This is a genomic window from Prolixibacter bellariivorans ATCC BAA-1284 (assembly GCF_000621705.1).
Lineage (GTDB): Bacteria > Bacteroidota > Bacteroidia > Bacteroidales > Prolixibacteraceae > Prolixibacter > Prolixibacter bellariivorans.
Genome location: NZ_KK211332.1, coordinates 350323 through 376373, shown reverse-complemented (window position 1 = coordinate 376373; position 26051 = coordinate 350323). Strand labels below are relative to the sequence as shown.

The following is a 26051-nucleotide window of genomic DNA, read 5'->3' as shown; positions in this document are numbered from 1 at the left end:
CTGTGTAAAAAATAGAAAGTAACCGGAGAAGAATTGAAGTCGGTTACTCTCGTAAGAATATCGAATTAGTTAGTCTGAAGCGGATTCAAGACAACAATAAAAAATTAAAAATACATATATGAACTTTAATAATTTTACCATCAAGGCACAAGAGGTTGTGCAGCATGCCATTCAGATTGCGCAGGGAAACAACCAACAGGTAATTGATACCGGACATCTGTTCAAAGGTCTGTTCAGCAAAGCGGAAAATGTAACCGGTTTTCTTTTAAAGAAGCTTGGAGTAAACAGTTCTGTTTTGCAGCAGGCACTCGATCAAATTGTAGCTGGCTACCCGAAAGTGTCGGGCGGTGAACCCTATTTGTCGCCGGCAGCAAATACGGTGGTTCAAAAAGCGACAGGATATTCTCAAAAGATGGGCGACCAGTTTGTTTCGGTCGAGCATTTGTTGCTCGGGTTGCTCGATGCGGGTGATCAGGTGAGCAAAATGATGAAGGACAGTGGAATCGCTAAAAAGGAATTGGAAGCCGCCATTGCCGACTTGCGTAAAGGCTCGAAGGTGGACAGTCAGACGGCGGAGGATACATTTAATTCATTGAATCGTTTTGCCATCAACCTGAACGAACGTGCCCGTTCCGGTAAGCTCGATCCCGTTATCGGCCGCGATGAAGAGATTCGCCGGATTTTGCAGATTCTTTCACGCCGTACTAAAAACAACCCGATTTTAATTGGTGAACCGGGTACGGGAAAAACGGCGATTGCCGAAGGTTTGGCTCACCGCATCGTTCGCGGCGATGTACCGGAAAACCTGAAAACAAAACAAATTTTCTCGCTCGATATGGGCGCGTTGGTTGCTGGTGCCAAATACAAGGGTGAGTTTGAGGAACGATTAAAAGCCGTGGTGAATGAGGTAGTGAAAGCCAATGGCGAGATCATTCTTTTCATCGATGAGATTCACACGCTGGTTGGAGCCGGTAAAGGCGAAGGAGCTATGGATGCAGCCAACATCCTGAAACCTGCGCTGGCCCGTGGCGATTTGCGCGCTGTCGGTGCGACTACTTTGAACGAATACCAGAAATATTTCGAAAAAGACAAAGCGCTGGAGCGTCGTTTCCAGATTGTCATGGTGAACGAGCCGGATACGTTGAGTGCAATTTCAATCCTTCGTGGGCTGAAGGAGCGTTATGAAAGTCACCACAAGGTCCGGATTAAAGATGATGCGATTATCGCATCAGTGGAACTTTCGCAACGGTACATCACCGAACGGTTTTTGCCTGATAAGGCAATTGACCTGATGGATGAGGCAGCAGCGAAACTGCGAATGGAAATGGATTCCCTTCCGGAAGAATTGGACGAAATAGAACGGAAGCTGAAACAACTGGAGATTGAGCGAGCGGCCATTCGTCGCGAAAACGATACACGGAAGCTGGCTAACCTCGATGAAGAGATTGCCAACCTGAAGGCAGAACAGACGAAGTATCGGGCTTCCTGGCAAGCTGAGAAGGATGTGATTGATGCCATTCAAAAGCATAAGTCGGAAATAGAAGAGATGAAGCTGGAAGCGGAACAGGCTGAACGGCAGGGTGATTACGGTCGTGTTGCCGAAATTCGTTACGGTAAAGTCAAAGGTGCGGAAGAGGAAATCCAGCGTTTGCAAACGGAATTGGCTAAGTTGCAGGGTGAATCTTCTATGATAAAAGAGGAAGTAGGAGCGGAAGACATTGCCGAGGTTGTTGCCCGCTGGACCGGAATTCCGGTTTCCCGGATGATGCAAAGTGAGCGGGAAAAGCTTTTGTTTCTGGAAGATGAATTGCACAAACGGGTGGTTGGCCAGGATGAAGCGATTGCAGCAGTAGCTGATGCGGTTCGTCGTTCGCGTGCCGGATTGCAGGATGAGAAGCGGCCGATTGGGTCCTTCATTTTTCTGGGAACCACTGGTGTGGGAAAAACCGAATTGGCGAAAGCGCTGGCTGAATATCTTTTCGATGATGAGAACATGATGACGCGAATCGATATGTCGGAGTACCAGGAGAAATTCTCGGTGACACGTTTGATTGGTTCACCTCCGGGATACGTTGGGTACGACGAAGGTGGGCAATTGACCGAAGCCGTTCGGCGGAAGCCTTATTCTGTGGTTCTGTTCGACGAGATCGAAAAAGCACATCCCGATGTTTTCAACGTCTTGCTTCAGGTCCTCGACGATGGCCGGTTGACCGACAACAAAGGACGTATGGTCAATTTCAAAAATACCATCATCATTATGACCTCGAATATTGGGTCACACATTATTCAGGAGCGGTCCGAGAATCTGAAGGATGAAAACCGTGAAGAGGTATTGGAGCAGACACGTTACGAGATGCTGAATCTCTTGCGGAAGAGCATTCGCCCGGAGTTTCTGAACCGTATCGACGAGACGATCGTTTTCACTCCGTTGAATCATGCTGAGATCAAAGAGATCGTTCGATTGCAGTTCAATCTGATTGCAGAACGATTAAAGAAAAGCAATCATGAAATCTCTATCAGCGATGCGGCAGTGGAATGGGTGGCCGCTTCGGGATTCGACCCGCAGTTTGGTGCACGGCCTATCAAACGGACGTTGCAACGATTCGTCCTGAATGACCTGTCGAAACAGTTGCTGGCAGGAACCATCGCAGAGGACAAGCCCATCCTGGTGGATGTGGAAAACGATATCCTGGTATTCAGGAACTAAAAAAGGTAAATCCCCCGGTTGAGAGACGCCGGGGGATTTTTTTGGTTTTTACCGCAAACTGACTTTTTGGACGACAGCCTGTTCGTCGTCAGTCCAACGAACAAGATAGATTCCGGTCCCGGGCTGTAGCCGGGCATGATTGGTGTGGTTGATTGAGTATTCAGTTATCTTCTGACCGATAAAATTGAAGACTTCCAGCTTTCCGTTCAGAAGTTGTGATGTTGTGACATGAAGTATCTGGCCCGAACTGTAGATGCGAACAGTTTCATTGGTGAACTCGTCCAGGCCGGTACCGTTTTTTAGATGAAGGACTAAGCTGTTATTGTTTTCTCCGGAGACAGCATCGTATCGCAATGTATCACGACTTCTCAAGTCGAGTGTTTCGCCGGTAATAGTATTTTCCAGCGAAATCGTAATTCCGCCACTGAATGAGTTAGAAACTTCACCGGTAATGCTGAGTTCGCTGGCATCTGAAATGTACAATCCTAACGGGAAGCTCTCTGGATAAGTGCGTGCCTGGTTGATGGCCAGTTTCTCGCCTTCATGACTGAACCAAAGTTGTGGTACCCCGATATCGTAATAAACCAGCTTTCGCGAATCTTCATTAAAATCCAGTTCATCCCTGTTCGTTTGGTCGAAACGAATCAAAGCGAAATCTTCTCCATTAGAGCCGGTCACCTTCAGCCGGACAATATAATCTTCGGGTACTCCCTGTTTCAGAAAATACTGGTCGGTTGGAACGCAATCATCCAAGTTCACCGAATAATTACCGTCGTTAGTTGCTTCCACGAAGAATCCCTGTATGGGAGGAATCATATCGTTAAATTCCGGATCGGTAACAGTTCCGTCGGAGGCAATCGTCAGGTACGTTTTGGCGTTCGGATCGAACATGTAAGCTGTTCCGGTTGTATTGGCCTGATTTGAGGTCGACCAATCGATAGCGCCCAGTCCCGGATTACCAACAAAGTTGAAGTTATTGCCCGCATCTTCGAAATGAAGGGGAACAGACTGAAGCCCGGAAATACGGCTTCCGTTGAAGACGAGTTCCAGTTCTTCGCGGGTACTGTAAAAGCCGTAGCCGGTCATGGGTGACAGTGGCAGTGTTTGGTCGGACACATAACTCCAGACACTTTCATCTGCCGGTTGAGTATTGTCGTAAGTAATCAGGTACACCATGCCATAAACCGGTTCGAACATGGCCGCAGTGTTATCTTTTACTGGTGGAGTAAGGAAAAGCCATTTTTCTGCGGTCAACGCTCGCTTGGCGTAAAGAATACAGCTTTCCGGAAGATATTGCTGACCGCCCAGCGAAGCATCCGATTCGAGTACCAATGTTTTCGGATTAACCGCTGTGGTAAGTACAGGGTAGTAGTCGACGCCGGCGGGAATGATACCTTTCATCGTTCCATCCGGAATTCCGTTATTCCAGTTGGCTGCATTGTTCCAATCATTGTCCTGGGCTCCTAGCCAAGTTGTTTCCAGATTGGGAGATGCCGTTAATGTTTGTCCGGCGTTTACTGCACCAAATGACGATTCTGCCGGGTCTTGCCAGGTGAAGTCTTCATAGTAGGAACCGGAGCCAGTCAATTGAATGGAGAAATTGGTAGGGGTGTCATTATCCTCTTCAGGAGCGATATGTATTGAGGTCAAACCTGCAGCATCTCCCTCAGTGGCAGTGACCGGATCCTCATAACTTATAAATAAGACCACTTTATGCTGATATGTTAAAGCTAATCCATCTTCACCTTTTTGTAATTCACCAAAATCAAGTTCATAAATAGAAAATGAACCTTCTATTGAAGAAGATGAAAAGTTATTCAACGTCATTTCATCTATGATGGTTCCGCCATTTCCATTGTAATGAATGATATTGAAGTCTTCCAAGGCATAATTATCTGCATTCTCGAGAACAACCTCGACTCGTCCCTCTTCGGTATCTCCATCATCATAATGAAACTCATTAATCCAGGCATTGGGCAAGTCATCCAGTGGCGTGATGAGCGTTATTTCGGGGATGGTTCCATCTGTTTTTATATTGATTGTTTCGTCACTTCCGCGGTATGGGATGATTTGCGTGTACCACCGTGTTTCGTTTCCGGGAATGTATACTTCCGCTGCAGTGGTATCCTTATCGATGATAATCATCGCTTCATCGTCGCTAAAGTCGGTATCTTCAACAGGGCTGTCTCCATCGGCGGGCAATTGAGGAGACGTTTGACTGAAGAGGAGAAGATAACCTTCAGCTGCTTCCTCTCCGCTGTTTTCGTCCCACTGTAAAGTGAAGGTGTTACCTTTTTGTCCGGCCAGTCGGAAATCACTTACATGGTTGGTAGGTTCTGTTTCCAGGGCGGTTCCACTGAGTGAAACCAATACTGTCTCCGGTATTTCGGTTGTTTCGTGAGTGATGTCTCCGCTGGCAACCCCGGGAGTATCTGGAGCAAAGCGAACGTAGATGGTAGTAGACAGTTCGCCGTCTGTTCCCGCAAGGGAAAGAGGAGATGCATTTCCCTGCCAGTTGGTTTCATCGGTGGAAACTTCGAATCCGGTGGGAGGCGTAATAATGAGATTATCTCTCAAATATTGTGCTGTGACTGTATAAGATGATGTCGCTGAGTTTTCGCCCGAAACCACATCACCAAAATCCGGCAGACTTTCGGTTGAAATCGTTACTTCAGGCGCAGGTTGGTCCAATGTGGTGACTTCACCGCTGGAAATTTCACTTTCCATTACTGAATTGTCTTCCATCTGCCGTATGGCCTTCAGTTGATAATAATAGGTGGTTGAGAATTGAACGGATGTCGCTTCGTATGAAGTGACATTACCAATGTCTTCATTCACGATGGGATTTGTGTAGTCTGCTTCTGTGCTGATGATCAGGTAGTAGGACGTCGCCTGGTAACTGGCCTGCCATTCCAGGGTAAACCGGTTGTAATCGATAGTAGTGGCCTGTAAATCTTCCGGGGCAATAGGTGTCCCGGCTGTGATGTCAAATGAGGCCTCAGTGCTTACGACCTCCTGTTGCGAATTATCGGTCGCTTTAATCTGGTAGTAGTAGATGCCGTTTTCGAGAACAGGCAAATCAGCCTTCCAGGTGGTACCCGACGAATTACTCAATGCAAATGACTCTGTCAAATTACCAGCGATGGTTCCATAAAGTACCAGGGCAGAAATAACTTCACCATCGTCGGAGATGGAGGTAGAAATAGTGTTGTTTCCGGTTACTTCGGTATCCGTCATAGGCGAAGGCGCGAAGGTTACACTTCCGAATTCAGGAACCGGATCGTTATCAAAAAGAGCATTTTCCGTATCATTGCTATCCGGATCGGGCGGTGTTGGCGGTCCGGTCTGTGCGAATGACATACTTTGAGAGATAATAATAAGGATAGCAAGGAGACGAGTTGCTGTAAGATGCTTCATGGTATAAAAGGTTTTGGTTATTAGGTTAATAAATTCTTGTTGTCTTGGTTAGAACGTTTGTCAGCTTTCTCTTTCCCTATATATAATTTACGTCAAAATTATTTTTCAGCAAGCCTTCGATGAAATGTTTTATAACAATGTGATAAGATAATTGGTATGATTTGTGAGTTATTATAGGAGATAGGAATAGTAGTAGCAATGCAAGTTTTGGCGAGCTCAATAATCCATTCACGAACAAAAAAAAAGCGTAATCAAAAAATGATTACGCTTGGGTGGCGGAGAGAGAGGGATTCGAACCCTCGGAACCCTTTAGAGGTTCACACGCTTTCCAGGCGTGCCAGTTCAGCCACTCCTGCACCTCTCCGTGTCGATGGAAGCACCTTGCATTGCCGATGCTTCGGGGCACAAAAGTAGGAGATTTTTTTTATCCGCAAAACATTTTCTTCAAAAGAAAAAAGGGGGCAAGCCCCGCTTATTACTTGTCGGTCGAAGGAACCTCTTCCTTCCGAATCACTACCTTGTCCTCTTTAATGTACTTCCTGTTGCCTGCATCGTCGGCTAACCGCACCGCCACATCGACGGGCGTTCCCGCTTTCCAGTTGGGGCCGTTAATAGCGGTGAGTTCCATAAAACCTCCGGGTACATCAGTTAACTGCTTATCGAACTTACCTTCGTACCCATCGAAACTCATGTCGCTGGGGCGAACAGCATATATCTCGGCATGTAAGCCTTTGGGCAAAGGTTTTCCGCCCGAAGCGATTATTTGAGCGATAATCTTAATCCCCTCACTGTCGGTGTCGGAGCGCGTTTGGAGGACGACCTCCGAGTGAATGTGAAGCTCCGTATCGTCTAAAAGAATGACACTGGATGCTTCGCACGGACAAGGCAATCGCGTGGAAGCACATGAGCTCATCAGTAACAAAGCGGTTATATAAAAGAGTATGTTGAACTTCATATCCGTCGATTTGGAGCAAAGTAATAAAATCCCATCGATTAACATGGTGGAATGTCAAGGGTTTTTTATTTTACTTTTCATAGCTTTGGAACGCCTGAATGAAATGAGAAAAGCGTTTGAATAATTGAATAACAGAATTTTATATGACCAAAAAACTAATAGGTATGAAACTAATCTCTTTGTTTTCACTGATGATTGTATTATTAATGGTGGGGGGATGCAAGAACTCCTCAAAACAAGATGCCGGGCAGGAAGACGTCATAGCACAAAAGGTAAAAGAGTTTGCGAAGGTTAAGTTGACGACCGATATGAGCCAGCTCGATGAAAATCAGAAACAAATGTTGTCACTGATGTTTGATGCGGCTGATATCATGGATGATATTTTCTGGCAGGAAGCCTACGGCGATAAAGAGGCATTGCTCACCAGTTTGAAAACGCAAGCTGATAGGGACTTTGCCATGATTAATTATGGTCCGTGGGAGCGTTTGAACGGCAATAAGCCATTTGTGGAAGGAATAGGCCCGAAACCGAAAGGAGCCAATTTTTATCCTCAGGACATGACGGAACAGGAATTTAACGATTGGAATGATTCCACAAAAACCAGTCAGTATACCATGATTCGTCGGGATAAAGACGGTAAGCTGCAGTCGATTCCTTATCATGAATATTTTAAGGATAAGATTGAGAAAGCTGCTTCGTTGATTCGTCAGGCTGCGGAATTGGCTGAAGACCTGGGACTGAAAAAGTACCTGGAATTGCGTGCCGAAGCCTTGCTGACGGATAATTATTACGACAGCGATATGGCCTGGCTTGATATGAAGAATAACACCATCGACTTTGTGGTGGGACCTATCGAAAATTATGAGGATCAGCTTTTCGGTTACAAAACATCGCACGAAGCGTTTATCCTGGTAAAGGACAAAGTATGGAGCCAACGGTTAGCAAAATTTGCAGCACTGTTGCCTGATTTGCAACGTGCATTGCCTTGCCCGCCCGAGTATAAATCCGAGATGCCGGGTTCGGATTCCGATTTGAATGCCTACGATGTGTTATATTATGCAGGCGATTGCAATGCCGGTTCCAAAACCATCGCTATCAATTTACCCAACGACGAGCGCGTTCGTGCGGCCAAAGGCAGCAGGAAGCTGCAGCTGAAAAATGCTATGCGTGCCAAGTTCGATAAGATTCTGGTACCTATTTCCGATTTGTTGATTGCTCCTGATCAGCGTTCGCATATCAAGTTCGATGCTTTCTTCGAAAACACCATGTTCCATGAAGTAGCTCACGGACTGGGACTGGGAAATACCATCGATGGAAAATCAACCGTTCGTGAAGCGTTGAAAGACACTTATACATCGATTGAAGAAGGAAAAGCCGACATTCTGGGACTGTGGGTGATTACCAAACTGCACGAAATGGGAGAGTTGTCCGGCGAAGATTTGATGGACAACTACGTTACCTTTATGGCAGGAATCTTCCGCTCGGTTCGTTTTGGCGCTGCCAGTGCGCATGGTAAGGCTAACATGATTCGATTCTATTATTTTGAGCAGCAGGGTGCTTTCACCCGCGATGCTGAAACCGGAACGTACCGGGTTGATTTTGATAAGATGAAGAAGGCGATGACAACATTGTCGGATGAGCTGCTGAAAATCCAGGGTGACGGCAATTATGCGGCTGCCGCTAAGCTGATAAAAGAAAATGGCTATATCCGTCCGGAACTTCAGAGCGATTTGGATCGCATTTCTGCTGCGGGTATACCAAAAGATATTGTTTTTGAACAGGGAAAGGCTGTTCTGGGACTAAAATAAAACTGAAAAGAAGAAAATTGAAGGCCTGCTCAACAAAGATGAGCAGGTTTTTTTTGATAGACTTATTCAGTTTAACATATATTTTTATTTTGTTCGTATCCGTTCAATCTTCTTTCCGAAAGCGGACAGAAATGATTTTTTCTGGTATGTGTGTGTCTTGCTATTAGTGAAGGTAATCAGGTTGTTGAGTTCTTTGGCATATGGATTGATAACTGATTGACATAAATGCAACAGGAATTAAAATAGTTTAAGCCATGAGAAAATTATCTATCGCAACAACTTTGTTATTTATCGTGAGTATTCTGTTTGTGGGACCGGTTTCTGCTAAGACCATCCAGGGACAGTCAAACAGTACTTTGGGAACCTACCAGGTAAAAGAAATCGCACCGGTTAAGATCGGAGGTGAGGAGCTGCAAGCCTATCAGTTATCTTACGAGAACTCAGAGAATCCGATTACCATTTTGGTTGACAAAACAGCAAAGTGCAGTAACTACATTGTGCGTTCCAAGAATTTTGAAGTTAGGTACGTATGTAATAGGCACGGTTTTGGAGCCAAGTTGGTTAACGGTAAATTCCAACGGTTCGACCCAACTGTAAATAGTTACTATCTGAATGAAAAGGCTCTGGAGAATCAGGGAAAGCTGTCGACAAAGCAGCTGAGTGATGAAGAGGCACTTGGTTTGATTGCCGCTTACTTCCCGTCCCTAGCCAAAGATGTTAAATTTTTAATGTAAGATATTTAATGTACAAGTTGCCCAAACTTGTTTTTTTGTCCACGCTGTAGTTTCTTCAATACTACAAACGTTAACTCCTAACTGCCGGGCCGCCACCCGGCAGTTTTTTATTTATATGCACAGAAACAGGATTTCCGATGAAAAGCTCATTGGCCTCACGATAGGTATACTATTTCAATGCTCTTCCATACGGAAGATTCGATCCGTCAACTTCCTTTTTGTTACTGCAGTAGATTGAGAATGATAAACGTGTTGCATCATCGTCAGAAGCAAACATTTACATGGAACAAAACTGAATGGGAATACGGTATCTTATTTCTGCTATGTAACATATTTATATAAAACTCTTCTTACACCAAATCTTTTCCGACCTGATTGGATCACTATGGAAATAAAGCTTACCCCGATTTTATAATATGAAAGTTATCACGCAACTCATTTGCTCCGTTATTTCATATTAAAGATAGCTTAATTGAATTGTATTGTTTTTTTAGTAACTTGATATCCAATTAAACCAGACAGCTAAATGTTACATCAATATTTAAATTAATCTTCTTATGAAAAAGCTTTTCCGAGTGCTGATGGTGATGACTGTCATTAGCCTTTTCTTCTCTTGCAGTGAGAAGAAATCGAAGTATGTTTCCCTTCAAAAAACCGATCCGAACGGTTATAAGTATGAAGAAGTGACCAACGATCCGCTGAAAACCCGGATTTATACGTTGGAAAACGGATTGAAAGTTTATTTGTCGCAAAACACCGACGAGCCTCGCATTTTTACCTTTATCGGAGTTAGGGCAGGTGCGTTAAGCGATCCCCGGGAAACAACCGGACTGGCTCACTATTTTGAACACATGATGTTTAAGGGAACAGACAGATTCGGTACCAATAACTGGGAGAAAGAAAAAGTATTACTCGATTCCATTTCCGGTTTGTTTGAAGCACATAAAAACACGACCGAACCGGAAGTAAAAAAGGCTATTTACAAGAAGATCGATGAAGTGTCACAGGAAGCCTCGAAGTATGCCATCCCGAATGAATACGATAAAATGGTCTCCACCATTGGTGCGAAGTACACCAATGCCGGAACATCATACGAGTTTACGGTATACATGAACGATATTCCCTCCAACGAACTGGATAAGTGGATCAACATGGAGTACGAACGTTTTCGGAATCCGGTTCTCCGACTGTTTCATACAGAATTGGAAACGGTGTATGAGGAGTTCAACATGTCGCAGGATAATGATGGCCGCCGTTTGAACAGGGCTGTGATTAGTGCCTTGTATCCGGGGCATCCGCTGGGAACCGACGTGATTGGGCGACCGGAAGATTTAAAGAATCCTTCCATGGTGAACATCATGAATTTCTACCACACCTGGTATGTTCCGAACAATATGGCCGTTATTCTAACCGGCGATCTCGATTACGATAAAACCATCAAAATGGTGGATGCTACGTTTGGAAAGTATAAATCGAAACCGCTTCCGGAAGTAAAACATGCCGAGTTGAAACCGATTGAAAAGCCGGTTGTGAAGGAAGTGTATGGACCGGATGCTGAGCGAGTGATGCTGGCCTATCGTTTTGGTGGCTATCAATCGCCCGACCGGAAGTTTGTGACGATGATTGATTATATCCTGACCAATTCGACGGCCGGTTTGATCGACTTGGATTTGAATCAGAGTCAGAAAGTGTTGAAAGCCGGTAGTTACAGTGATTTCTATAATGAATATGGTGAGCACCGTTTGTATGCGACACCCCGACAGGGACAGTCGCTAGACGAAGTTCGCGACTTATTGCTGGCGGAGGTTGAAAAGGTAAAGAAAGGTGAATTTGATGACTGGTTGATTCAGGCAACGGTCAACAACCTGCGTTTAAATGCCATTCGCCAGAACGAAGGCCGATGGAGAATTTTCAATTACCTCAATTCCTTTATAGAGCAAACAAATTGGGCTGATGAACTGGGCTTCTATGATGAAATGGAAAAGATTACCAAAGACCAGCTGGTAGCTTTTGCACAGGAGCATTACAAGGATAACTACGTACTTGCTTATAAACGGACAGGAGAGGCCAAAGGGTTGGTGAAAGTAGACAAACCGGAAATGACTCCGGTCGCTATCAACCGGAAGGATCAATCGAAGTATTTCACCGATTTCACTGCTCAGCAAGTAGAGCCCCTCAAGCCCATGTTTGTCAATTTTAAGGAAGCCATCGATGAAAAGCCATTGGAAGATGGCGTGATGGTGGATTATATTCCCAACAAAACCAACGAGCTTTTCCAGCTCGATTATGTGGTGGATATGGGTAGTAACCACGATCCGTTACTCGCACTGGCGGTGAAATACCTGCCTTACCTGGGAACCGATAAATACCCGGCTGCCGATCTGAAAAAGGAGTTCTACAAACTGGGTGTCGATTTGAATGTAAATACAGGCAACGACCGTTCCTATGTATTTATTTCCGGTTTGGATAAGAATGCGAAGAAGGGAATGGAATTGCTGGAGCACTTGTTAGCCAATGCTCAGCCCGACCAGGAAGCCTATGACAAACTGGTGGAAGGTATTCTGAAAGAGCGGGTTGATAATAAGCTCAATCAGTACCAGATTCGTCGTGCCCTGCAGTATTTCGGACAGTACGGCAAAGTAAATCCGTTTACGAATGTGATTTCGGAAGAAGAACTACACAAAGTCGATCCTGCCGTTTTGGTGGCCAAATTGCGTGAGTTTAGCCATTATCCACACCGGGTATTCTATTATGGCCCTACGTCGTCCGATCAGGTTTATCAGATGGTGAAAGAAGGACATCAGGTTCCGGCTGAACTGAAAGCCATTCCGCCGGAAAAAGAATTTGCCATGCAAAGTACAGATGAGAATAAAGTCTATTTCGTGAATTACGACAAATCGCAGGTCGATATCCGGATGATGTCACAGAGTATACCGTTCTCACCCAAAACGTACGTAAATTCCAGGCTGTTTAATGAGTATTACGGCAACTCCATGAGTTCAGTCGTGTTCCAGGAGATCCGCGAATCGAGAGCTTTAGCTTATTCAGCGTGGGCAGGTTATAGTTCGCCTTCGAAGAAAGAAGATCCTTTCTACATTAACGGAGCAGTGTATACACAAGCCGATAAAATGATGGATGCCATTGGTGCCATGAACGGTTTGTTGGATAACATGATTACTGATAACCGGTTGTTTGGTATTGCCCGCGAAAGCGTCATGAAAAATATTCAGACCGAACGCATCAATAAAACGAATATTTTCTGGACCTGGCTGCGGAATCAGCGACTGGGCATCGATAAGGATATCCGTCAGGATGTTTATAACCAGGTGGAGAATTCGAGTATTGCCGATGTGGAGAATTTCTTTAACGAGCATATGAAAGATCAGCATTATACTTACCTGGTGGTTGGAAACCGGGATGACGCTGATTTGGATGCATTGAAAAAAGTGGGTCCGGTTGAGGAACTGGCGCTACAAGATATTTTTGGATATTGATTAGGCTTGTGCCGAAGCCGCCTTCGGCACCATTTATGCCCGTTTTAATAGGTGAATTGCGAAAGAGGCCCGGTAATACTCCGGGTCTCTTTTTTTGCATATTGGTAGGTGAGATAAACAGATGCCTGCTTGACGATATTAAGTAAAATAGAAATTTCGTATTACTATAGAGCTCTAAATGAGTAGTTTTAAGCCGTCGTGTCGTCGAGGCAACGATTTCATTTTTTCTTAATTTAAATAATTTCAGCCGATAAGTTAAATCAGTAATTTTGCTCCCCTAAAAACTTGTCAATTTGATGATTATGGAAAGCAGAGAAAAAGTTGAGCAGATGGGTATTATATTTGATATGGATGGCGTTATTATCGACAGCAATCCATTGCATATAAAGGCTTGGCGGTCTGTTTTTGAGAAAGAGAATGTTTTTATTAGCGATGATGACTTCTCCAATATAGTTTCAGGTACTACAGGTGACTCAGCAATTCGTACCCTACTGAAAAGGGAACTGACACAGGATGAGGTAAATCAGTTCAATGAGGCAGTTGATGCTGAATTTCGTCGTATGTTAACTGAGATGAATGTAGGTCCGGTGAAAGGATTGCGTAACTTTCTGGAGCAAATGCGGTCAGCGGGTCACAGAATCGTTGTGGCTACATCGGCACCGACGAAGAATGTCGATATGGTAATGGACAAGCTCCGGTTAAGAGAGTATTTTGAATTCATTATTGACCGGACCCGGGTAACTCATGGAAAACCACATCCGGAAATTTATCTCAAGACATTGGAGCAAATAGCTATTCCTGATTCCCGTTGTATTGTATTTGAAGATTCTCTTGCAGGAGTAAAATCGGCAGTAGGTGCGGGTCTAACAGTAATTGGGGTGACCACCAGCCATTCGGCTGAGGAGTTGAATGCAATAGGAGCATCAATAACTATCCGGGACTTTGATGAGGTGAGCGCGGAGCATATTTCATCCCTGATGAGTAAGAACTGATGGATAAATTCGCGTCTTGTCTTAGGTTTAAATAGCAGTATATCAGTGCATATCTGCTTCGTGTCGATTTTTGTTGGCAAAATATTGTATTTCGTGGGTGGCGGCTGAATAACCTGTTTGAAAAATTAGTTTATTTGGCAAATTATCTTGATGAATCAACATGACGTTGCACATTAGAAAGTCTTCGCCGGAAGACTTGGTTTTCCTGGAGAAACTGGAAAAAGAATCCTTCCCCGATTATCAACAAAATAACCGACGAAGCCTCGCGCTTAGCCTTTCCAGTCCGTTTCAGGAGGTTTGGATCGCCGAGAAGGGAAAATCCGCTCGACAACCGGTCGGAGCGATGGTCCTGCATCTGCATAAGAAATCACTGCGTATATATTCGATAGCCACACTACCCGAATTTCAAAACATAGGGGTAGGGCGCTTCCTGTTGAATCATGCCCTGAATCTGGCGACTTCGCGGAAGCAGGAAAAACTGACACTGGAAGCGGATGCTTCTAACGGGAAACTACTGGAATGGTATCAGCAATGGGGTTTCAAACCGGTTAAGACGGTGAAGGATTACTATGCTGAAGGATACGACTGCCAGAAACTGGAATTTCCGTTGCCTGCTTCTCTTTATCAGAACCGGATGAAGAACGTTATCGTGGTGAACCAACCGCGAACCTGGCATTTCACCGATGTGAATGCCAAAATCATTTCGGTAAAGGAATACATTGGTAATGCTGAATACCATGCCGATAACAGTCTGCGGGTTTTCAACCTGTGTAGCTCGTACCAATATCAGAGCTACGGGTACTATGTGTCGCTGTTGGCTTCGGCGCGGGGACAGCGGGTCATTCCCAATGTGACGACCATTCGTGATTTTAGCAGCACCGGCGTGATTCGTTCCATTACCACTGAGATAAACGAATTGTTGCAAACGGCGTTGAGGCATGTGAAGGAGAAGGATTTTAGCATAAACGTCTATTTCGGACATACCAACGTGCGGGGCATGAAGAAAATGGCCCTGCAGCTGTATCAACTGTTCGAAACGCCGTTGTTCAGGGTGCATTTCACTAGGAACGGAGAGTGGATGATCAAGAAGATACAGCCACTGAGCCTCAGTAAAATCAGCGAAGATGAATTGCTGGTCGTGAATGATTTTGCACGCGAATATTTCGATAAGAAGCGTTTCAACAAATCGAGGTTAACCGCTTATAAATACGATTTAGCCATTTTGGTGAATCCGCAGGAAACAACACCGCCGTCGTGTAATACGGCGTTGAAAATGTTTAAGCAGGCGGCTAACCGGAAAGGCATCTATACGGAGTTTATCACAAAGAAAGATTTCGATAAAATCAACGAGTTCGACGCACTCTTTATCCGGGAAACCACCAGTGTGAACGATCATACTTACGAGCTTTCGCGATTAGCGTACGCGGAAGGATTGGTGGTGATTGACGATCCGTGGTCGATTTTGCGCTGTTCGAACAAGATTTACCAGAATGAATTGTTCCGCAACAACAAGATACTGACGCCCCAGACCACTGTTTTTACCAAGAACCTGTTCCAGTCCAGCGATCTGGAAGGACTGAGCTATCCGGTGGTGATTAAGCAACCCGACAGCGCTTTTTCGCTGGGCATCATCAAAGTGGATAACATGGCGGAAGCGTTGCAGGTGCTAAACAACTTGTTTAAGAAATCGGATATGGTGATTTGCCAGGAGTTTACCTACTCGGAGTTTGACTGGCGGATAGGCATTATCGATAACACGCCGCTGTTTGCCTGCAAGTACTACATGACCAAGGACCACTGGCAGATTTATAACTGGCAGGGCGAGGCCGAGGAGCAATCAGGCGATTCGGAAACCCTTCCGGTGAGTGAAGTCCCGGCTCATGTGCTCGAAACGGCATTGAAAGCGGCAGCCCTGATTGGTGACGGCTTGTACGGCGTAGATCTGAAAGAGATTGACGGCAAGGTATATGTAATGGAAGTGAACGATAATCCGAACATCGATTTTGGCATTGAAGACGACGTACTGAAAGAGAAACTCTATGACCTGATCATCGAATCTATTCACAACCGTATTGAGATATCGAAGAACCTCAAGCGGTACGTGACAGGTAAATAGATGAAGAACGTTTCAGGTTGGAGAGATAACCGTGCCCTAAACCTATAACATCAGTTACCTGCTATTCTCCAGATTATCTACCTTAAAAGAAACCAATATATTAGAAACCAAACGACAATCAAAAAAATCCAGGCATACAGATCGTCTATGTGTTGTTTTAAATCCCGTTTAATAATCAGTCGGAGAAGGAGCCAGCCAATGAACGCTATCAATAGGCCGACTCCTACGTATATTTTTATCATCGTTATTGTTTTCAGCCCGCTAAAGTTAATGCATTCAATGGAGGAATATATGACAATATTCAGCATTAATCCCGAAGGTATGGCGGGATTTTAGAAAATATAGAATAGACAGGAGCATGAACCCTGACAGGGTGATATAAGAATCTACCGATCATTCAACCCTTTTCCATTCAGTATTTGCGGGATACATTTCTCCACCCGCGATGTACGGGTTTTCGATTGCTTGGGTTGCGAAAAATGAAGAATATAACTTCTCTGTCTTCCTGGCGTCAGTGCTTCAAAGGCGGTTTTCAAGAACGGGTCTTTTTCCAATTTTGCTTCAAACTCCTCTGGAATGGGCTCGGGATTCTTTCTGAATTGAATTTTTATTCCAGCTTTTTCAACCTCAATAGCTTCAAAGATATATGCTCTTATGTCATCTTCAATCTTTATGATTTCATCAATATTTTTAAACTTAAAAAGTCTTGCTGCTTGTGAACTTGGCCCAGGTTTCACTAATAGGTTTTTGTCGTCACTTAGCAAGGAGCCTTTAAAAAAACTGATACAACAATATTCTTTCAATGCACTCACCATAAGAATATTTTTATTTTGAAAAGTGTAACAAGGAGCACCCCATTTCGATTCCTCTGTCAAACCACAGTTAAGGACTATTTTTCTCAACAGCTCCAGTTCTGAAGTCCAGGAATGAACCTTACAGTCAGGAGTGCCTCCCAGAGGGCATCGTCCGCAGCCTTCAATGAAATAGTTGTCAACTGATTTATTCATAATTCTTTAAAAGCAGATTCAAAGTCTTCAATAATCATTTTATTCATTTTCATCATTGCTGACATTACTCTTTGAGATTGCTCCGGTGTTCCCGTTTTCAACATCTCAATAAATCGTTCTGGCACAATCTGCCATGAAACTCCAAATTTGTCTTTGCACCAACTACATCTTCCTTCACTTCCTCCATCAGAGGTCAGCTTATTCCATATTCTGTCGACCTCTTCTTGATTTTCGCACAGTACATAAAATGAAACTGCCTCATTGAACTGGTATTGAGGGCCACCGTTTAATGCGATAAAATTTATTCCATCAAGCTCAAAGTCAACTACAGGACCCCCGCCAGAATTGATTTTAGAATTATCAAAGATTGAACAATAGAACTTTGCGGCTTCTTCTGCCTGATTGTTGAACCATAGGTAAGGTGTTATTTTTTGAAATTTCATTTTTTTCCTTTTTTAATTACTGCCAACGGCAGTCTGTCTAAAAACTCCCGTGGCTATTCATTTTAGTGGTTAATATTCGTTGGTTTATAAAGATCATCAAAACATCTATAATTCTTCCGGTTTTTCGTAAAAATGTTCTGTTAAGAGCCCAATAAGCGGTTTCAGGATTGATTTTTACGTAAAACAGACCGGCAAAACAGGTAATATACCTCCGGAACTGTTTGTTCCCAATACAATTAATAATCTTTTTCAGGTTATAGGCAATAAGAATGAATCCGCTGTCTGCCTCAGCTCTTTCGATAAAACTTTTTGGTGATGATATAGTTAAATTCCCACTGTCGCTTTATTGTACCGAAGGGATGTTCGACAATAGCCTGTCGTCGTTTGTATAATTTTTCACTGTTCCGAACTCTTTTTTTGTTGTTCTCAATGCTTCCGGCAAACTCACTTCGCCTGACTTGCTTGCCATTAACAGCTGATTTTGTACACAGGGGCCTGACAGCACAAGTTTTGCAAAGCGGTGTTGTATAGTTCTTGAAGCGGTATGCTACTTCATCTGCATTGTTTTTAACCTTGTGCCAATAGCCTGTGGTGCTCAGGGTGTGCCCTTGCAGACAGGTGTAGGTATCGTTTTTGGGGTTATAATCAAAATGTTCTGTATCGTAGTTAAGATTCGGTGCATGAGAAGCACCGGAAAACGGGGGAATGGCTACTATTACGGGGATGTTCAGAGTATCGGCCACGGCCAGTTCACTGCCGGTATGATAACCTTTGTCGTAAAGTGCGGTAAAGAAGGAAGTCCGAAGTATTGTTTTTGCTCTTCGGAGCATATTCCCCGTCGCCTTTTTATCGTTGTTGTTGGTTATTTTATAATCGACAGGGATGTTGTTTTTAGCATCAACAGTTGTCTGCAGAACGTAGCCCACCTCGGTAATGTTGTTGCGGGTAATCAGATGTCGGCTGTCGGGATCTGAAGTAGAGATTTGTGTTTGGCCCGATTCTTTTAACTGTTGCTCCAGGCTGCGATAATTTTGTTGCCGCTGTTCCTGTTTGCTGATTTCTTTCTTAAGTTCTTCCCGTTTATCCCCGTCGCTGTCGGCCAGTTTTTTTCATATTCAGCCAGTTTGTTTTCAATATATTCCAGGTGCCGGTTAATCTTCTTTTGATTGAAGTTGTTTTTCTTGCTGTTTTGCGCCCTGAGCTTGGTGCTGTCACCGGCCACCAGTTTACCGCCGATCAGGTCAAACCAGCTGGCCATGTGCACGGTTTCGCGGAATACTTTCTTTATCGCCCGGGAATTGTCCCGGCGGAAGTTGGCGATGGTGTTATGGTCGGGACAAAGGCATTGAATCAACCACATCACTTCGATGTTCCGTTTGCACTCTTTTTCCAGGCATCGCGATGAGCGGATACGGTTCATATACCCGTAAATGTACAACTTCAGCAGTACCGAAGGATGGTAGGCTGGTCTTCCATTTTCAACCATACTGGTTTGAAATCCCAGCTTTTGCAAGTCGAATTTGTCGACAAACAAATCAATCAAACGCACCTGGTTGTCCCGGTCGATTGTCTGGTCAAGCGAGACAGGAAAAAGATGAGTTTGTGTCCGGTCTTGTCCTTGTATAAATTTCATATAACAAGATACTGAACTGCAGAACTTAAATGATATATGCTCAAGTTAGATATCAACAAAGTTATTAAGGTTTTTAGACCGTCTGGCGGTGAATTGTATAAGTCGTGGCAGATTGCCTCTCCTACCATGTAATATTTTTATATCGGAAAAGTAGTTAGCATATAAGTCTGTAAATAGCTATTCTGTTTTTAAATATGTATATATTAATTCAAAAAGCTTTTCTTCTTTTATTGGTTTTGATATAAAATCATCACAACCATGTTCTAATGCTAATTTTTTCTCCGATTCGGTCGAATATGCAGTTTGAGCGATGATGGGTAGATTGGGTCGTTTTGATTTTATTTTCTCAGATGCCTCGTGTCCGTTCATTACCGGCATCTTTATGTCCATCAGGATGAGGTTAATATCTTCATCCCGAATACAAATATCAACGGCTTCCAGCCCGTTTCTGGCATGAATCAGGTTAAAATGTTTTTCTAACAGTGTTTCAATATAGAGATAGTTCATTTCCTCATCCTCAGCGACAAGAATTTTGTAGAGATTATCCGCAGAGGTATTGCTTTCAGAAATTGGGTTTACTGACCTGTTGCATGAGGTTTCAGTGGGTATATACGGAATTGTAACATAAAATACAGAGCCTTTCCCTTTTTCCGATTCAACGGTAATATCACCTCCCATAAGTTGGGCGCTTTCCCTGGAAATCGACAATCCGAGTCCTAATCCTCCGTACTCTCTGGATATTTTCTTTTCTGCCTGTGAAAAACGTTCAAATATCTTCTCTGTTTTTTCAGGGGATATGCCTATGCCCGTGTCTTTTACATAAAATACTATCTTATCACCTTCTATGTAATATCCCATTTCAATGTAGCCGTCATCTGTAAATTTCAGTGCATTCTCTAATAAATTGCTCAGTATTTTAGTCAGTTTTGTTTTGTCAGTGATTATTTGGCTTTCAGTCTGGTGAAGTCCTTTCTTTATATATAAGGGAATACTGCGTTCCCTGGATTTCAGGTCGAATATAGAAAAGAGTTCCATTAACATGTCATCCAAACAGAACGCTTCGTTTTGAGTTTTTACCTGTTTTGTTTCCAGCGTTGATATTTCCAGTATATCGTCGATGATTTTTAGTAACTGGTAACTACTGTTTTGGACGATTTTTAAATAATTCCTATGCTTCTCGTCACTCAAATCAGTTGTTCCCAACAGTTCCGCAAAACCGATTATGCCATTCATGGGAGTACGGACCTCGTGCGACATGTTATGTAAGAACTCCGTTTTTAGCTTGTTTGCTTCTTCTGCTTTTTCTTTGGCGACCATCAACTCTTGCTCGAATTTTTTGCGTTCCGTAAAATCGCGTATAACGGCTACTATGGCAGATTTTCCATTCCAAATGGTGGGACTAATCGAAACCTGCGATGGAATCTCTTTATTTGTCGTCAACTGAAGTCCGAGCCATTCAATTATTTGCGGGGTATTGTTTATTACCTCTTTCCATAGTGCATGCAAATCAATGTCATCCTGATTAGGTGAGGTAATATCAAAAAAAGTAAAGCGGGCAACATCTTTTTTGTCTATGTTAAAGATTCTCTGGGCTTGCTCATTTAAGGATATTATATTTCCATCAATATCATGAATTATGATAGCATCACTAATACTGTTGATTATGGTTTGAAGGTTTTTCTGTGAGGCTTCCAGATGCTCAATTTTTTCCTGTAACTCGGGGTAATAGCTTTTATGTAAGGAATGTTCGCCCAATCCTACTATTTTGTCCCTGTATTTTTCCCAATTTGTTCCCATTATCTATATTGCTTCCTGGTAAATGGTTTCAAGATCTTTTTTAACGGGCAATCTTGGATTAGTTGCATTGCACGGGTCATTGATTGCTTTTGTTGCCAGCACGGGTGTAATATCAGATGTCACTCCCATATCTTTCAGCGTATTGTAAAGACCTATGCTTTGCCTGAAGTCAAGTAGATACCCGATGAAAGCTTTTTTAATTTCTTTCGTATTTGTCTTCAGAGGAAGAGGGATTTCTAACGTCTCAGCAATTCTGATATAACGTTCTTCTGCCGACTCAAAATTATAATCGACCACATGTGGCAATAAAACAGCATTACATGCTCCATGAGGTAAATCGAGATATCCGCCTAAGCTGTGAGCGAGAGAATGAACACATCCCAAACTGGCATTCGAGAAAGCTAAACCGGAATAAAGCGTGGCGAGCATTATTTTGCCACGTAATTGTATATCATTGGGATGGGTAATGCTATCATGCAGGTTGCCAGTGATCAATCGAATGGCTTCAAGGGCATATAGATCGGTAAAAGCTGAACTCCCGCTGGAGACAAAGGCTTCAAAAGCATGTGACAGCGCATCCATACCTGTACAGGCTGTAAGAAATGTATCCATGCTTGTTAATGTCAAGGGATCGATTAATGCTACATCCGGAACAACTGCTTTACTTATAATTGCCAGTTTATAATGTCCGGATGTATTATTAATAATGGCAAACTGAGAAACATCTGCTGCCGTACCTCCGGTAGTGGGTATACATATTAACGGGGGCATAGGTCTTTTGATCATATCTACTCCTTCATAATTGAGAATATGTCCTTGATTCGTACTAACAATCCCAATACCTTTGGCACAATCAATAACACTTCCGCCCCCAACAGCGAGAATTAAATTGCATTTATTTCCCTCGTATATATCTCTGCCGTTCATTACTTCATAATCGCGTGGATTAGGTGAAACAGCAGAGAAAATAATGTACTCAAGAGATTGTTTCTGAAGTTCTTTTTCAATTTCTGGTATCCAGGGGGTACTTAGCATTCCTTCATCGGTAACCAAAAGAATTTTACGGCCTCCCAGTTTTTTGCAGAAGGTTCCGGCCATTAAGCGCGAGTCTATACCATATACATACTCTGGGGCGACGAATTTGCGTGGACTTAGTTGAATGTTATTTGACATTTAGCCTTATTAGTTTAGTTAACGATCTCTTTAAATGTAATGTTTTTTTTCATCTGTCTGTAAATGCTCAATGTTGATTCAACGGTTGAGGTACTGCACTTGTCAACAGAATCTTTGTATATAGTCGATAGGTGTTGATTCAGAGGTGTTATTGCGGAAGTAGTTTTCTTTGGGCGTTAGGGCTTGCCAATGTAGAAAATATCTTCTTAAAGCTTATTGTTCACCAAATAAAACTTACACAACCTTTACAAGACCTAAAGCCATCTCATTGTTCCGTCAATTTAATGAAATTGTTATCGTGCGAAAATTGAATACGCGATTCCTCCCACATCTGGAAAACTGTATTATTTTTATGTCTTTAATAAAACCTACGGAATCTGAAAGCTACTACTATGAAGATTGACCATGCTAGACTGACTGTCCGAAAAGCAGACGTTGGCGATGTGCCGTTGCTGATTGCTTACCGGATGAGGTACCTCACCGAGCTCCAGGGCGAAATGGACGAGCGCTATAAACTGAAACTGATGGAAGATCTCACCCGCTATTTTGACCGGACCTTGACGGAAGGCCAGTTCATTGCCTTTTATGCCGAACAGGAAGGCAAGGTTGTGAGTTTTGGCGGGATGGTCATTAAAGAGATTCCGGGTGATATTTACAAAACCTTGTACCTCGAAGGGGACATCCTGAACATGTACACCATTCCGGAAGCCCGCCGGCAGGGAGTATCGTCGGTTATCCTGGAGGCGTTGCTGGCCGATGCGAAAAAGCGGGGTATTAGCAAGGTGGCGCTCCATACGTCGAAAGACGGAGAGAAGCTGTACCGGAAATATCATTTTAACGAACCTGCCTATCCGTACCTCGAACGGTCCATCAATACCGAAGAATAGCATGTCGCAGAAGAAAAAGAATCCCTGGAGTTGGATTCCCACCGTGTATTTCGCTGAGGGGATGCCATACATTGTTGTGATGACCGTCTCGGTTATCATGTACAAACGACTGAATATTTCCAATGGCGAAATCGCTTTTTATACCAGCTGGTTGTACCTCCCGTGGGTCATTAAACCGTTTTGGAGCCCGGTGGTCGAAATGCTGAAGAGCAAACGCTGGTGGATTGTGACCATGCAGCTTTTCATCGGGGCGGGCCTGGCCGGAGTGGCCTTCATGCTTCCTACGACCTTTTTCTTCCGGGCTACCTTGGCCTTTTTCTGGTTACTGGCCTTTAGCTCGGCAACACACGATATCTCGGTAGATGGCTTTTATATGCTGGGGCTCAGTGAAGGTGAGCAAGCCTTTTTTGTGGGCATCCGGAATACCTTTTACCGGATAGCGATGGTGACGGGGCAGGGATTGCTGGTGATACTGGCCGGATACCTCGAAAGTTCCAGCTTTTTTGGTGAACCCGAATCGCAGAAAAGCATCGCCTTTGCCTGGGCGTTTACGTTTGCCGTATTGGCCATTTTGTTCGTGCTGTTCGCCATTTACCACAAATTCTTTCTGCCTCATCCCGATGAAGATGTTCAGAAAGCATCGGTGGGCATCGAAAGTATTTTGGTTGGATTCAAAGAAACCATCCGGGCTTATTTCGTGAAAAAGGAGATCTGGACCATTCTGGGTTTTTTGTTGCTGTTCCGGCTGGGCGAATCGCAACTCGTGAAGATGGCGTCGCCTTTTTTGCTTGACGCGAAGAGTATTGGCGGTCTGGGGCTGTCGACCGAGCAGGTAGGATTTGCTTACGGAACCATTGGCATCATTGCCCTGACGGTAGGGGGAATCTTTGGTGGCTGGCTGGCTTCGCGAATGGGATTTGGCCGGTTGATATGGCTCTTCGTTATATCGATGAATTTGCCCAACCTGGTGTACGTGTACCTGTCGTACGTTCAGCCATCGGCTACCTGGATTATCGTTACCTCGGTGGGAATAGAACAATTGGGCTACGGCTTTGGATTTACGGCCTACACGCTGTACATGTTGTATGTATCGGCGGGGAAATACCAGACGGCCCATTTCGCTTTTAGTACCGGAATCATGGCGCTGGGAATGATGGTGCCCGGAATGGTATCGGGCTGGATACAGGAAACGGTGGGCTATCAGCACTTCTTTGTGTGGGTGATGCTGTGTACCATTCCCGGATTCGTTATGGCGAAAGTGATTAAGATTGATAAGAATTTCGGGGTGAAGAAGGAGTAGGGGTGCGCTGCGCGGTTTCTGTGGTTACTATTGTTAGAAATGTTGCTGTTGTTCCTGTCATTCCTGTTGTTTGTCAGGCTGACGCCACCCCGGGAACCAATGACTGAAGCAATTCGAGGCGCACATGGAAACGTAACATCGGTGCAGAACACGGGCGGGAGCTTTACTCGATATTATATTTTGGTTACAATATTGATGACCAACAGGGAATTGCGTAACTTGAACAGCGATAGCAAATCGTGTGCAATTTTCTGAATAAAACGGAGATGAACATTACTATTCTGAACGGAGATATGTCGGACACGGCGAGCGATTTCTCGGCTTACATCCAACGGCTGGCGAAAAAGCTTCGCGAAAAACACCGGGTGAACCTCTTTCTCCTGAACCAAATGAATATTCAGCATTGCTCGGGATGCTGGAACTGCTGGTGGAAAACGCCCGGCGAATGCCAAACCAACGATGACGCCGAACAGGTTCTGCGCGCCGTCATTAATGCCGACTTTGTGATTTTTGCATCGCCGTTAATGGCCGGCTTCATCAGCTCGCGACTCAAGCGAATGACCGACCGGTTTGTCGCGTTGCTTCATCCGTACATCGAAATGCGCAACGGTGAGTCGCACCACATGAAGCGTTATGCGCACTATCCCGACTTTGGGGTGATTCTGTCTAAAGAAGCCGATACCGACGAGGAAGATTTGGAAATCATTCGTGATATCTACGATAGGTTTGGTATCAATTTTCATGCGCAGCAAAAGTATCTGAAATGTATCGAAAACAGTAAAGTGGAGGAGGTTGTCCATGAGACTTGCGATTATTAACGGGTCGCCCCGAAGGAAGAAAAGCAATTCGAAAATACTCACCGACCATTTCCTGAAGGGGTATTATCAGGGATGCACCGATGAAGTGCCGGTTCGTTACCTGGCCGGCCAGAAACGGACGGAGGAAGCGCTGTCGCTGTTTGAGCAGGCCGAAACGGTTATTATCATCTTTCCGCTGTACACCGATAGTATGCCGGGCATGGTAAAGGAGTTTTTCGAAGAGATATCGAAACCGGGGATTATCCGACCCCGCCGCATTGGGTTCATTGTGCAGTCGGGTTTCCCCGAAGCTATCCATTCGGTTTTCGTGGAGCGCTACCTGGCTAAACTGGTGAAGCGCCTGAAACGTGAATACCTGGGAACGGTTATTAAAGGTGGCGTAGAGGGAATACAAATCATGCCCCCGGGAATGACGCGGAAGTTGTTCAACCACTTCGAAGAGTTGGGGCGGTATTTCGCCGGACATGGCGAATTCTCTCCTGAAATCATGAAAGCCTTGCGCAAGCCTTACACGCTATCGGGCAGACGCCGGATGATGTTCAACCTGTTAAAACATACCGGACTGACCAATTACTACTGGAATACGCACCTGAAGAAAAACGGGGCCTGGGAGAAGCGGTTCGATAGGCCGTACGAAATGGCAGGGATAGAATAGGGTTAGGCTGCGCAGTTTCGGGTTGCGCTCCGCCGTTTCTGTGGTTCCTGTAGTTTCTATTGTTAGAGATGTTGCTGTTGTTACTATCGTTAGTGGGTTTCAGGTTACAGGTTTC

18 protein-coding genes and 1 tRNA gene are annotated in these 26051 nt (G+C 44.3%); 10 read left to right on the top strand and 9 right to left on the bottom strand.

Annotated elements, in window-relative coordinates; all coding sequences use genetic code 11:
• Positions 1-118 precede the first annotated feature (118 nt).
• Positions 119-2707: an ATP-dependent chaperone ClpB gene (gene clpB, locus T426_RS0120835; RefSeq protein WP_025863746.1), complete on the top strand. Its 2589-nt coding sequence runs from the start codon at positions 119-121 to the stop codon at positions 2705-2707.
• Between the two features lie 48 nt (positions 2708-2755).
• Here the strand turns inward: clpB and T426_RS0120830 are convergent, their stop codons facing one another.
• From T426_RS0120830 to T426_RS0120820, 3 genes are all read right to left on the bottom strand, one after another.
• Complete coding sequence (locus tag T426_RS0120830) at positions 2756-6124, bottom strand: hypothetical protein (RefSeq protein ID WP_148303698.1); 3369 nt, start codon at positions 6122-6124, stop codon at positions 2756-2758.
• Positions 6125-6397: 273 nt separating this feature from the next.
• Positions 6398-6488, bottom strand: a tRNA-Ser gene (locus T426_RS0120825).
• A gap of 111 nt (positions 6489-6599) precedes the next feature.
• Positions 6600-7079, bottom strand: coding sequence for a hypothetical protein (locus T426_RS0120820; protein WP_025863748.1), 480 nt, complete (start codon positions 7077-7079; stop codon positions 6600-6602).
• 164 nt (positions 7080-7243) lie between these two features.
• Between T426_RS0120820 and T426_RS0120815 the strand changes: the two genes are divergently transcribed.
• The 5 genes from T426_RS0120815 to T426_RS0120795 all read left to right on the top strand — a co-directional run bounded on the left by T426_RS0120815 (position 7244) and on the right by T426_RS0120795 (position 16223).
• Positions 7244-8887 (top strand): dipeptidyl-peptidase 3 family protein, encoded by a 1644-nt coding sequence (locus tag T426_RS0120815; RefSeq protein ID WP_027586239.1) that lies wholly within the window; start codon positions 7244-7246, stop codon positions 8885-8887.
• A 254-nt stretch (positions 8888-9141) separates the two neighbouring features.
• The gene (locus T426_RS0120810; protein ID WP_027586238.1) at positions 9142-9621 is read left to right on the top strand and encodes a hypothetical protein; all 480 of its coding nucleotides are present in this window, start codon (positions 9142-9144) and stop codon (positions 9619-9621) included.
• A gap of 557 nt (positions 9622-10178) precedes the next feature.
• Positions 10179-13115 (top strand): M16 family metallopeptidase, encoded by a 2937-nt coding sequence (locus T426_RS0120805; protein ID WP_025863750.1) that lies wholly within the window; start codon positions 10179-10181, stop codon positions 13113-13115.
• 302 nt (positions 13116-13417) lie between these two features.
• The gene (locus T426_RS0120800) at positions 13418-14107 is read left to right on the top strand and encodes an HAD family hydrolase (RefSeq protein ID WP_159103300.1); all 690 of its coding nucleotides are present in this window, start codon (positions 13418-13420) and stop codon (positions 14105-14107) included.
• Positions 14108-14273: 166 nt separating this feature from the next.
• Positions 14274-16223 carry a GNAT family N-acetyltransferase gene (locus tag T426_RS0120795; protein ID WP_199898488.1) on the top strand — a complete coding sequence of 650 codons (1950 nt, stop codon included), beginning with the start codon at positions 14274-14276 and terminating at the stop codon, positions 16221-16223.
• Positions 16224-16609: 386 nt separating this feature from the next.
• Here the strand turns inward: T426_RS0120795 and T426_RS0120785 are convergent, their stop codons facing one another.
• The 6 genes from T426_RS0120785 to ercA form a co-directional block, all read right to left on the bottom strand.
• Entirely contained in the window at positions 16610-17230 is a 621-nt protein-coding gene (locus tag T426_RS0120785) for a YdeI/OmpD-associated family protein (RefSeq protein WP_027586236.1), read from the bottom strand.
• Positions 17227-17673: a VOC family protein gene (locus T426_RS0120780; protein ID WP_025863754.1), complete on the bottom strand. Its 447-nt coding sequence runs from the start codon at positions 17671-17673 to the stop codon at positions 17227-17229. Before T426_RS0120780 ends, T426_RS0120785 begins: the two co-directional genes overlap by 4 nt.
• A gap of 287 nt (positions 17674-17960) precedes the next feature.
• The gene (locus T426_RS26055) at positions 17961-18599 is read right to left on the bottom strand and encodes a transposase (RefSeq protein WP_051538632.1); all 639 of its coding nucleotides are present in this window, start codon (positions 18597-18599) and stop codon (positions 17961-17963) included.
• Positions 18600-18676: 77 nt separating this feature from the next.
• Entirely contained in the window at positions 18677-19306 is a 630-nt protein-coding gene (locus T426_RS26050) for a transposase (RefSeq protein WP_051538635.1), read from the bottom strand.
• A 177-nt stretch (positions 19307-19483) separates the two neighbouring features.
• Entirely contained in the window at positions 19484-21103 is a 1620-nt protein-coding gene (locus T426_RS24625) for a PAS domain-containing hybrid sensor histidine kinase/response regulator (protein WP_025863755.1), read from the bottom strand.
• Between the two features lie 3 nt (positions 21104-21106).
• Entirely contained in the window at positions 21107-22276 is a 1170-nt protein-coding gene (ercA, locus tag T426_RS0120765; RefSeq protein WP_025863756.1) for an alcohol dehydrogenase-like regulatory protein ErcA, read from the bottom strand.
• Positions 22277-22668: 392 nt separating this feature from the next.
• On the opposite strand from ercA, the gene T426_RS24620 reads away from it, so the two are divergent.
• The 4 genes from T426_RS24620 to T426_RS0120745 all read left to right on the top strand — a co-directional run bounded on the left by T426_RS24620 (position 22669) and on the right by T426_RS0120745 (position 25936).
• Complete coding sequence (locus T426_RS24620; RefSeq protein WP_025863757.1) at positions 22669-23163, top strand: GNAT family N-acetyltransferase; 495 nt, start codon at positions 22669-22671, stop codon at positions 23161-23163.
• Position 23164: 1 nt separating this feature from the next.
• Positions 23165-24463, top strand: coding sequence for an MFS transporter (locus tag T426_RS0120755; protein ID WP_027586235.1), 1299 nt, complete (start codon positions 23165-23167; stop codon positions 24461-24463).
• Positions 24464-24729: 266 nt separating this feature from the next.
• Positions 24730-25281: a flavodoxin family protein gene (locus T426_RS25420; RefSeq protein ID WP_025863758.1), complete on the top strand. Its 552-nt coding sequence runs from the start codon at positions 24730-24732 to the stop codon at positions 25279-25281.
• Positions 25262-25936 (top strand): NAD(P)H-dependent oxidoreductase, encoded by a 675-nt coding sequence (locus T426_RS0120745; protein WP_025863759.1) that lies wholly within the window; start codon positions 25262-25264, stop codon positions 25934-25936. The genes T426_RS25420 and T426_RS0120745 overlap by 20 nt, the downstream gene beginning before the upstream one ends.
• The last annotated feature ends 115 nt before the right edge of the window (positions 25937-26051 follow it).

Coding starts and splice junctions, on each gene's coding strand:
- T426_RS0120820 (WP_025863748.1), bottom strand. CDS start 7,079: ATGAAGTTCAACATACTCTTTTATATAACCGCTTTGTTACTGATGAGC.
- T426_RS0120810 (WP_027586238.1), top strand. CDS start 9,142: ATGAGAAAATTATCTATCGCAACAACTTTGTTATTTATCGTGAGTATT.
- T426_RS0120745 (WP_025863759.1), top strand. CDS start 25,262: ATGAGACTTGCGATTATTAACGGGTCGCCCCGAAGGAAGAAAAGCAAT.
- T426_RS0120800 (WP_159103300.1), top strand. CDS start 13,418: ATGGAAAGCAGAGAAAAAGTTGAGCAGATGGGTATTATATTTGATATG.
- T426_RS0120815 (WP_027586239.1), top strand. CDS start 7,244: ATGAAACTAATCTCTTTGTTTTCACTGATGATTGTATTATTAATGGTG.
- clpB (WP_025863746.1), top strand. CDS start 119: ATGAACTTTAATAATTTTACCATCAAGGCACAAGAGGTTGTGCAGCAT.
- T426_RS24620 (WP_025863757.1), top strand. CDS start 22,669: ATGAAGATTGACCATGCTAGACTGACTGTCCGAAAAGCAGACGTTGGC.
- ercA (WP_025863756.1), bottom strand. CDS start 22,276: ATGTCAAATAACATTCAACTAAGTCCACGCAAATTCGTCGCCCCAGAG.
- T426_RS0120780 (WP_025863754.1), bottom strand. CDS start 17,673: ATGAAATTTCAAAAAATAACACCTTACCTATGGTTCAACAATCAGGCA.
- T426_RS25420 (WP_025863758.1), top strand. CDS start 24,730: ATGAACATTACTATTCTGAACGGAGATATGTCGGACACGGCGAGCGAT.
- T426_RS24625 (WP_025863755.1), bottom strand. CDS start 21,103: ATGGGAACAAATTGGGAAAAATACAGGGACAAAATAGTAGGATTGGGC.
- T426_RS0120805 (WP_025863750.1), top strand. CDS start 10,179: ATGAAAAAGCTTTTCCGAGTGCTGATGGTGATGACTGTCATTAGCCTT.
- T426_RS26050 (WP_051538635.1), bottom strand. CDS start 19,306: ATGAAATTTATACAAGGACAAGACCGGACACAAACTCATCTTTTTCCT.
- T426_RS0120830 (WP_148303698.1), bottom strand. CDS start 6,124: ATGAAGCATCTTACAGCAACTCGTCTCCTTGCTATCCTTATTATTATC.
- T426_RS0120785 (WP_027586236.1), bottom strand. CDS start 17,230: ATGAATAAATCAGTTGACAACTATTTCATTGAAGGCTGCGGACGATGC.
- T426_RS0120755 (WP_027586235.1), top strand. CDS start 23,165: ATGTCGCAGAAGAAAAAGAATCCCTGGAGTTGGATTCCCACCGTGTAT.